Source organism: Micromonospora sp. NPDC000207, assembly GCF_040300925.1.
GTDB lineage: Bacteria > Actinomycetota > Actinomycetes > Mycobacteriales > Micromonosporaceae > Micromonospora.
The window spans coordinates 1-8,373 of record NZ_JBEPEQ010000171.1; the positions used below are offsets into that span (position 1 = coordinate 1).

Consider the following 8,373-nt stretch of genomic DNA (forward strand, 5'->3'; position numbering starts at 1 on the left):
CCGCCCCGACCGACGCGTCGGGGCGCCCCGACGGCAGGCCGGGCGTGATGCTCGCGCCGGGGGCGGCGGTCTTCGCCCTCCTGGCTCTCGGCTGGCTTGCCGCGATGCTCTGGTCCACCCGGGGGGCGATCAGCTCGGCCCAGGCGGGCGTCACCGCCATCAGCCTCTCCGCCTTCGCGCTGCCCGGGGTGATCTCGGCGGCGCTGGTCGCCGGGGCCGCCGTGGCCCTGGCCACTGTGAACCTGCTCGCCCGGCGAGGGTTCGACCAGGCCACTGTCCGTTTCGTCGCGGCGGTCGGCACCGGCCTGCTGGTCGGCGCCGGGACCGCGGTGGCCATCAACCTCACCTACGCCGACACCGCCACGACGAACGTCATCGCCGGTACGGCCGCCGCCGCGGCCACCATCGGTGGTGCCGTCGCCGGGGCCCGGAGCGCGGCGGTGGCCGGTGCGGTGGTGGCATCCACCCTCGGGGTCCTGGTCTTCGTGGTCGCCTTCAGCCTCGCCCGGGACCCACTGTTCGACCTGTTCGGCGGGGACCGCGGTCAGGAGGCGCTGGTGAGCGCGGCGAGGTGGGTCTCGCGCACCGAGTCCCTGCTCGCCGGGCTCCTGGCCGGGGTGATCGCCTTCGCCTACCTGGGCTGGGCCCGCCGTCGGGCGGTCCGGCGCGACCCGACGGCGACCGCACCCCGGTGGCCGGCGTACCTGATCGCCGGGGCGGGGGCCGGCCTGCTCCTGCTGGTCGCCGAGGTGGTCATCCGGGTCGGCGGGCGGACCCTGCTCGACCTGGCCGCCGCGTTGAGCGAGGCGGACGCCGTGGCACAGACCTCCCTCGGCACCTCTCGGGTGGACAACGGGATCTGGGTGCTCTTCGTGGGGGCGCTCACCTGCCTGATCCTCTTCGGCCGGACCCTCAAGCCCGCCGAGGAGGTCGACGAGGAACCCCTCGACGGGGACGGGACGGCCCCCGGGAGGGAATGAACCCGGCCCGGGTCAGGACGCCGAGTGCAGCAGCAGCTCCAGCTCGCTCGGGGCGTACCACTCCAGTTCGTGGTCCTCGGCACCGTCGACGGTGAACTGGGCGTCAGGGTCGCCGTCGAGCGCCTTGACGACCACCTCGACGGCGGCTGTCACGTCGGGGACCGCCTCGTCGCCGTCGACGTGCAGGGCGGCGACCGCCTGCACCGACACCGGCTGCGTCAACGGCACCAGGCTGGAGCCGAGCACGGCGTCGGGACGCCCGATCACGGCCGCCGGGAGGTCGACCGCCACCACGACCCGGCGACGGGGGGCGGTGGGGTCGTCGTGCAGCAGCGCCAAGGCGTCCTGGGCGGCGCGGGTGAACGCGACGTACTCCAGCTCCTCCTCGTCGCCCTCCGCGTACCACTCGCGCAGCGCGGGGGTCACTGTGTGCCCGTCGGTCACCGGTAGCCCGTCGGCGCGCAGCCGCGCGAGCATCGGCACGGTCGCCGGTACGTACACCCGGATCCGGTCCTCGCCCATGGGTCGCCTCCCCCGCTGTCCACCGAGGCGCAGGCGGCCTCGGGTGCCGATCATGCCGTACGTCGAAACCGTCCTACACCCGGCGTCGCGTGGAGGCCAGGAGGGATCCGGCGTGTCCTCGACCGAGTCGTCGGGGCGGCCACACCGGTGATGTCGGTCACCGGTGGCAAACTGAACCAAACGAACGTCAACCCCGGGGGTTCTGGTGGAGCCGAGGTTCCTCCTGCTCTCCGACGTGGCCACCGAGCTGAACGTGTCGGATTCGCAGGTGTACCACATGGTACGCAGCGGGGAACTCCCCGCGATCAAGATCGGTGGTCGTGGTCAGTGGCGGGTCGAACGGGCCCGCCTGGAGGAGTACATCCAGCTCAAGTACACCGAGACCGCGGAGTGGGTCCGGAGGAACCCGCTGGCCGAACGCGACGAGGAGTGACCACGGCGCTCCGCCATCCCATTGACGGGTGACTCTGCGTACTTCAGACTGAGGCCATCGGAGGCAAACGAAAGCAAACGAAGGGTTTGACATGGTCGACATCCGACGCCCCGGCCCGATCCGCCCGCCGGTCCGGTTGCGTCCGGTCCCACCCCTCGACCCGCCCTTCACCGAGGAACCGGCGGACCTCTGGCCCCGCCCGTCCAACGCCCAACTCGCACTGGACCTGTTCGACTCGCGCCCGGGCCGCCCGGCGAACCGCCGCCAGGACCCCCGGTCCGCCCCCACCCGACCCGGCGGGCCGACCGGACCGGCCGGTCGGGCTCCCGCCGCGTCTCCCGGCCCGGCCGACCCCCTGCCGGGCGGTCTCGACCACGACGGCGTCGACCCCCAGGCGTTCCGGGTCGCCCACCGGTTCGTCGCGATGTGCCTGGAGATCCTCAACGGATACCGGCCACCGGGGCAGATCCGCCCACTGGCCGCTCCGGGCCAGGCCACCATCGTCGCCGAGCAGCTGGCCCGGGGCGCGGCCCGGTCCGGGCCGGTCAAACGCCGCTCCACCCGACCCGGGGTGCGGCTGCGACGACTGCGGGTCTGCCAACCCCGACCGACTGCGGTGGAGGCAGCCGCCGTGCTCGGCACCACCACCGGCACCTCCTGGGCGATGGCGCTGCGCCTGGAACAGCAGCGGGGCACCTGGCTCTGCACCACGATCCAGGTGCTCTGACCGTCAGGACACCACGACACACGGAACCCCGGGCACCCACCGGTCGTGGTGGGGGCCCGGGGTCCGCGTCAGGTGGACCGCCGGAGGCAGCCGTACGGCTCAGGCGCCGCCGTTGGGAGCGCCGTGGCAGCGCTTGTACTTGCGGCCGGAGCCGCACGGGCAGGGAGCGTTACGCGACGGGCTGTTGCCGGAGTCGGCCTGCCCCGCAGCGGTCCGCCGGGCCACGTTCGACGCGACGGCCGGCCCGCCCAGCGCCGGGCTCGGACGCTGCCCGCCCCCGTTCTGGCCCGCACTCGCGGCCGGACGCGGCGACGCCGACCCGGAGGGAGCGCCCTGAGCGGGGGCGGCCGACCGGCCGATGCCCAGCGCGGGGGCCTGCTCCTCGGGGCGCTCGACGACCACCCCGCCGGCACCGGCCTCACCGTCGATGGTGGGCGCGGAGTACTGCAACCCCTGCTGTTGGGGGGCGCGCTGGAGACCCTTCGCCTTGATCTCCACCGGCTTCTCCAGGAGCTGGACCTCCTCGGCCTCCGGCTCCGGCTCGGTGACCTGGACCTCAAGGTTGTAGAGGAAGCCGACGGTCTCCTCCTTGATGCCCTCCATCATGGTGGCGAACATGTCGAAGCCCTCGCGCTGGTACTCCACCACCGGGTCGCGCTGGGCGTACGCCCGCAGGCTGATGCCCTCCTGGAGGTAGTCCATCTCGTACAGGTGCTCACGCCACTTGCGGTCGATGACCTGGAGCAGGACCATCCGCTCCAACTGGCGGGTGCCCTCCTCGCCGAGCTGCTCCTCGCGCCGGTCGTAGGCGGTGTTGGCGTCCTCCTTCAACCGGGCGACGAGGAAGTCCTGGTCCAGGCTGGCCCGCTCACCGCCGGCCTCCTCCTCCAGCTCCTCGACGGTGACCCCGACCGGGTAGAGCTGCCGGAGGTTGGTCCAGAGCTGGTCGAGGTCCCAGTCCTCGGCGTACCCGTCGGAGGTGGCCCCCCGGACGTACGCCTCGACGGTGTCGTCGATCATGTTGCGGACCTGGTCGGAGAGGTCCTCCCCGTTGAGCACCCGCAGCCGCTCGGCGTAGACCACCTGGCGCTGCTTGTTCATGACCTCGTCGTACTTGAGGACGTTCTTACGGATCTCGGCGTTCTGGCCCTCGATCTGCGCCTGGGCACCCTTGATCTGGCGGGTGACCATCTTCGACTCGATCGGCACGTCCTCGGGGATGTTGAACCGCTCCATCACCGCCTCGACGGCACCCGCCCGGAACCGCTTCATCAGGTCGTCCTGGAGGGAGAGGTAGAAGCGGGACTCACCCGGGTCCCCCTGCCGTCCGGCACGACCGCGCAGCTGGTTGTCGATCCGGCGGGACTCGTGCCGCTCGGTGCCCAGGACGTACAGGCCACCGGCGGCGGCGACCTCCTCCGCCTCGACCGAACAGGCCTGCTTCGCCTCCGGCAGGACCTCCTCCATCGCCTTGGCGTACTCGTCCGGCTGCTCGGCCGGGTCGAGGCCGCGCTGGCGCAGCTCGTCCGCGGCGAGGAACTCGGGGTTACCGCCGAGGAGGATGTCGGTACCACGGCCGGCCATGTTCGTGGCGACGGTGACCGCGCCCTTGCGTCCCGCCTGGGCGACGATCTCCGCCTCCCGGGCGTGGAACTTGGCGTTCAGCACCGAGTGCGGAATGCCCCGGCGACGCAGCAGCTGGGACAGGACCTCGGAGTTCTCCACCGAGACGGTGCCGACCAGGACCGGCTGGCCGATCGCGTGCCGCTCGGCGATGTCCTCGATGACCGCGTTGAACTTGGCCTTCTCGGTCTTGTAGATGACGTCGGCGCGGTCCTCACGGACCATCGGCCGGTGCGTGGGGATGCTCACCACGCCGACCTTGTAGACCTTGTTGAACTCGCCGGCCTCGGTCTGGGCGGTACCGGTCATCCCGGAGAGCTTGTCGTAGAGGCGGAAGAAGTTCTGCAGGGTGATGGTGGCCAGGGTCTGGTTCTCCTGCTTGATCTCCACCCCCTCCTTGGCCTCGATCGCCTGGTGCATGCCCTCGTTGTACCGGCGGCCGTGCAGGATCCGGCCGGTGAACTCGTCGACGATCAGCACCTCGCCGTCGTTGACGATGTAGTCCTTGTCCCGCTTGTAGAGCTCCTTGGCCTTGATGGCGTTGTTCAGGTAGCCGACCAGCGGGGTGTTCACCGACTCGTACAGGTTGTCGATGCCGAGGCGGTCCTCGACCTTGGCGACACCCCGCTCGGTGACGGCGATGGTCCGCTTGGAGAAGTCGACCTCGTAGTCGCCCTCACCGTCCTTGCCGGCCTGGAGCCGGGCCACCACCCCGGCGAACTCGCCGTACCAGCGGGCGGAGTGCTCGGCCGGGCCGGAGATGATCAGCGGGGTCCGGGCCTCGTCGATCAGGATCGAGTCGACCTCGTCGACCACTGCGAAGTTGTGACCGCGCTGCACCAGCTCGTCCTTCGACCACGCCATGTTGTCGCGCAGGTAGTCGAAGCCGAACTCGTTGTTGGTCCCGTACGTGATGTCGCACTCGTACGCGGCCCGGTGCTCGCTGGACGGCCGGTTCGGCAGCACCACCCCGACGGTCAGGCCGAGGAACTCGTGCACCCGGCCCATCCACGCCGCGTCCCGCTGGGCGAGGTAGTCGTTGACGGTCACCACGTGCACGCCCAGCCCGGACAGTGCGTTGAGGTACACCGGCATGACCGAGGTCAGGGTCTTGCCCTCACCGGTCTTCATCTCGGCGATGTTGCCGAAGTGCAACGCCGCGCCGCCCATCACCTGGACGTCGTACGGCCGCTGGCCGAGCACCCGGGCAGCCGCCTCGCGGCACACCGCGAACGCCTCGGGTAGCAGGTCGTCGAGGGTCTCCCCGTCGGCCAGACGTTCCCGGAACTGGTCGGTCATGCCGCGCAGCTCCTCGTCGGTGAGGTCGACATAGTCGTCCTCGATCGAGCTGACGGCGGCGGCGATCGCCTTGAGCCGGCGGACCATACGGCCCTCGCCGGCGCGGAGGACCTTTTCCAGAATCGACACGGATCAACGCTCCCCTGAGACAGTCTCGACCCATCGTAGGCGTTCGGTCGGGGTGCGCGTCACTGGTGGCGGCCCTCGGAGTCACCGAATACGACATAAACCGCGCCGCGTGGCCCGCCAGGCAGGCAATCCGGTTACGCCCAGGGCGAACGGTCCGGCACGATTGCCCGATGAACGGTGTGGAGATCGTCGAGGACGGCCTGCGACTGCGCCCCTGGCAGGCGTCGGACGCCGACGCGGTCCACAGCGCCTGCCAGGACCCCGACATCAGGCGCTGGACCGGGGTGCCGAGCCCGTACCGCCGCCGGGACGCGGTCGGGTTCCTCACCGATCTGGCCCCGGCGGCCTGGGCCGACGGGACCGGCGCGCCCTTCGCCGTCTGCGACGCGGTCGGCGGGGAACTTCTCGGCTCCTGCGCCCTGGTCTCCATCGACCGGGTGCTGCGCTCGGGTGAGGTGGGCTACTGGACCGCCCCCTGGGCGCGGGGCCAGGGCGTCACCGTGCGGGCGGTACGGGCCCTGGCCCGCTGGGCGTTCGACACCCTCGACCTGCGCCGCCTGCTCTGGCAGGCCGAACTCGGCAACCACGCCTCCCGGATGGTGGCGCTGCGCGCCGGGTTCCGGATCGAGGGACAGCTCCGGCTGGCCGACCCGGTGACCGGGGGCGGCGGCGACGGGTGGATCGGCTCCCTGCTGCCCGGTGAGGTGCCGGCGCCGGGTGCCCCCGGACCGGCAGCGACGGGCACCCTCGTGGCCCGCCGGGCAGCCGTCTTCGGTCGGGACCAACCCATCCTCTTCGCCACCGTCGGCGACCACGAGCTGCGGCTGCGCCCGTTGGAGGTACGGGACCTGGCGGCGGTGACCACCACCTGCCAGGACCCGGAGACGATCCGGTGGACCACGGTCCCGGTCCCGTACCAGCACGAAGACGCCGAGTCGTACCTGCGCGTCACCCGACGCGCCTGGGCGGCGGGGACCGCCGCGAACTTCGTCCTCGCCGACCACGACGACAGCTACGTGGGCGTGATCGACCTGCGGATGAGTCCCACCGACCCGCTCCTTGCCGACGTGGGATTCATGGTCGCCCCGCACGCCAGGGGCCGGGGGTACGTCGCCGCCGCGCTGGCCGCCCTCAGCACCTGGGGGTTCACCACCCTCGGGCTGGCCCGGATCGAGTGGCGGGCGATGGTCGGCAACACCGCCTCCCGACGGGCTGCGGAGAAGGCCGGCTTCACTGTCGAGGGCACCCTGCGGGCCGGGCTGAACCATCGGGGGCAGCGGGTGGACTGCTGGATCGCCGCCCTGCTCCCGCAGGACGTGAGGATCGCCGCCCGGCTCCCGCAGGACGTGCCGTGAGCCGTCGACACGGGGACGTCACGGTGGGTCTCCCACCGACCCACCGCGACGTCCCGGACGGCGGTTCGGCTCAGGTGTCGAGCGAGAGGATGCCGTAGTCGTAGGCGTGCCGCCGGTAGACGACGCTCGGTCGGCCGGACTCCTTGTCCTGGAACAGGTAGAAGTCGTGCCCGACCAGTTCCATCTGGAACAGGGCCTCGTCGACGGTCATCGGGTCGGCCGGGTGCACCTTCTCCCGGGCGATGTGCCACGGCTGGTCGTCGAACTCGTCCTCGGGCTCGTCCTCGCGTTCGGCGACCGCTGTGGCCGTACCGTTGCGGGCGGCGAGCGACGCGGCCAGCGGGGTGTCGAGCTCCACCACCGGCAGACCTGCGGTGGCGGCGGCGACGGAGATCGGCGCGTGCCGCCCCCGGTGGACCCGCCGACGGTCGGCGGCCCGGCGCAGCCGGGTCTCCAACTTGGCGATGGCGGCGTCGAGCGCGCTGTAGAAGTCGTCGGTGCAGGCCTCGGCGCGGACCACAGGTCCACGGGACACGACGGTTATCTCGACCCGCTGGCAGTGGTCGGCCTGGCGGGGGTTGCGCTCGTGGAAGAGTTCGACGTCGACCCGGATCAGCTTGTGGTCGTAGCGTTCGATCTTGGCAAGCTTCTCTGCGACGTGCACCCGGTAGTGGTCGGGGACCTCGACGTTACGGCCCTTGACAACGATGTCCATCTGACCTCCTCGTACGGACGGTCTGTTTCGATCAACACCCGGTCGATCCGCCTGTCGGGAGTCCCGCTCCGGCGTCGACCGGTCAGGTACGGCTACGCCTCCTCTCACCGCCAGGGGCGGTGCGAACACCTCTACCCTGGACACCGAAACGCTAACGCCGATTTGCCCGGCAGTCACCCCCAGTTGTCAGCGTGGCTCAAAAGTTTTCACACGTCGTTACACCATCGGGTGAAACGGAAACACGGACAGTCACCGACTGTGTCGTCTCCGGGTCGCGGCGAGGACCGCCGCGACCGACGGTGCGAGTCCGGCCACCCGCAGTGTCCGGCTCACCGCCGCCAGGGTCGCGCCGGTGGTGAGGATGTCGTCCAGCACCACGACCACCGGCTCCGACACACCGGACCGACGGGCCCGGGAGAGGGCGACCGGCGGTGGTGTGGTCGGAGGTCGACTCCGGGGTGGGGCGGACCGCCGGGACCGCCACCCGCCGGAGCGCAGCCGGAACGCCGCCTCGGCCGCCCGCGCCCGGTCCACGCTGCCCAGACCCGCCGAGTCGGGGCGGGGTGCGGCCACCAGCGGGTGGAGCACCC

The 8,373-nt window shown here is 71.5% G+C and carries 7 protein-coding genes and 1 pseudogene; 4 read left to right on the forward strand and 4 right to left on the reverse strand.

All coding sequences use genetic code 11. The features are described 5' to 3' along the window. Positions 1-980: hypothetical protein (locus ABT336_RS25905; protein ID WP_350899976.1), on the forward strand; the 980-nt coding region annotated here is incomplete at its 5' end. A gap of 12 nt (positions 981-992) precedes the next feature. Here the strand turns inward: ABT336_RS25905 and ABT336_RS25910 are convergent. Further along, positions 993-1,502, reverse strand: a complete 510-nt coding sequence (locus tag ABT336_RS25910) for a DUF6912 family protein (RefSeq protein WP_350899978.1) — start codon at positions 1,500-1,502, stop codon at positions 993-995. A 202-nt stretch (positions 1,503-1,704) separates the two neighbouring features. Here ABT336_RS25910 and ABT336_RS25915 point away from each other — a divergent pair, with 202 nt between their 5' ends. Then, on the forward strand, positions 1,705-1,935 hold the full coding sequence (locus ABT336_RS25915) for a helix-turn-helix domain-containing protein (RefSeq protein WP_350899988.1): 231 nt from the start codon (positions 1,705-1,707) through the stop codon (positions 1,933-1,935). A 91-nt stretch (positions 1,936-2,026) separates the two neighbouring features. After that, positions 2,027-2,662 (forward strand): Rv3235 family protein, encoded by a 636-nt coding sequence (locus tag ABT336_RS25920; RefSeq protein ID WP_350899980.1) that lies wholly within the window; start codon positions 2,027-2,029, stop codon positions 2,660-2,662. A 99-nt stretch (positions 2,663-2,761) separates the two neighbouring features. Here ABT336_RS25920 and secA read toward each other — a convergent pair whose 3' ends face one another. Further along, entirely contained in the window at positions 2,762-5,713 is a 2,952-nt protein-coding gene (secA, locus tag ABT336_RS25925; protein WP_350899982.1) for a preprotein translocase subunit SecA, read from the reverse strand. Between the two features lie 170 nt (positions 5,714-5,883). On the opposite strand from secA, the gene ABT336_RS25930 reads away from it, so the two are divergent. Next, complete coding sequence (locus tag ABT336_RS25930) at positions 5,884-7,068, forward strand: GNAT family N-acetyltransferase (protein WP_350899984.1); 1,185 nt, start codon at positions 5,884-5,886, stop codon at positions 7,066-7,068. Positions 7,069-7,138: 70 nt separating this feature from the next. On the opposite strand, the gene hpf is transcribed toward ABT336_RS25930, so the two are convergent. Together hpf and ABT336_RS25940 are read right to left on the reverse strand one after the other, a co-directional pair. Continuing rightward, positions 7,139-7,783 carry a ribosome hibernation-promoting factor, HPF/YfiA family gene (gene hpf / locus ABT336_RS25935; protein WP_350899986.1) on the reverse strand — a complete coding sequence of 215 codons (645 nt, stop codon included), beginning with the start codon at positions 7,781-7,783 and terminating at the stop codon, positions 7,139-7,141. Positions 7,784-8,032: 249 nt separating this feature from the next. After that, positions 8,033-8,373, reverse strand: a pseudogene (locus ABT336_RS25940) (hypothetical protein); the annotation flags it as partial.

Excerpts from the sequence above, each read along its gene's own strand:
- ABT336_RS25910 (WP_350899978.1), bottom strand. The coding sequence starts at position 1,502 with ATGGGCGAGGACCGGATCCGGGTGTACGTACCGGCGACCGTGCCGATG.
- ABT336_RS25920 (WP_350899980.1), top strand. The coding sequence starts at position 2,027 with ATGGTCGACATCCGACGCCCCGGCCCGATCCGCCCGCCGGTCCGGTTG.
- ABT336_RS25930 (WP_350899984.1), top strand. The coding sequence starts at position 5,884 with ATGAACGGTGTGGAGATCGTCGAGGACGGCCTGCGACTGCGCCCCTGG.
- hpf (WP_350899986.1), bottom strand. The coding sequence starts at position 7,783 with ATGGACATCGTTGTCAAGGGCCGTAACGTCGAGGTCCCCGACCACTAC.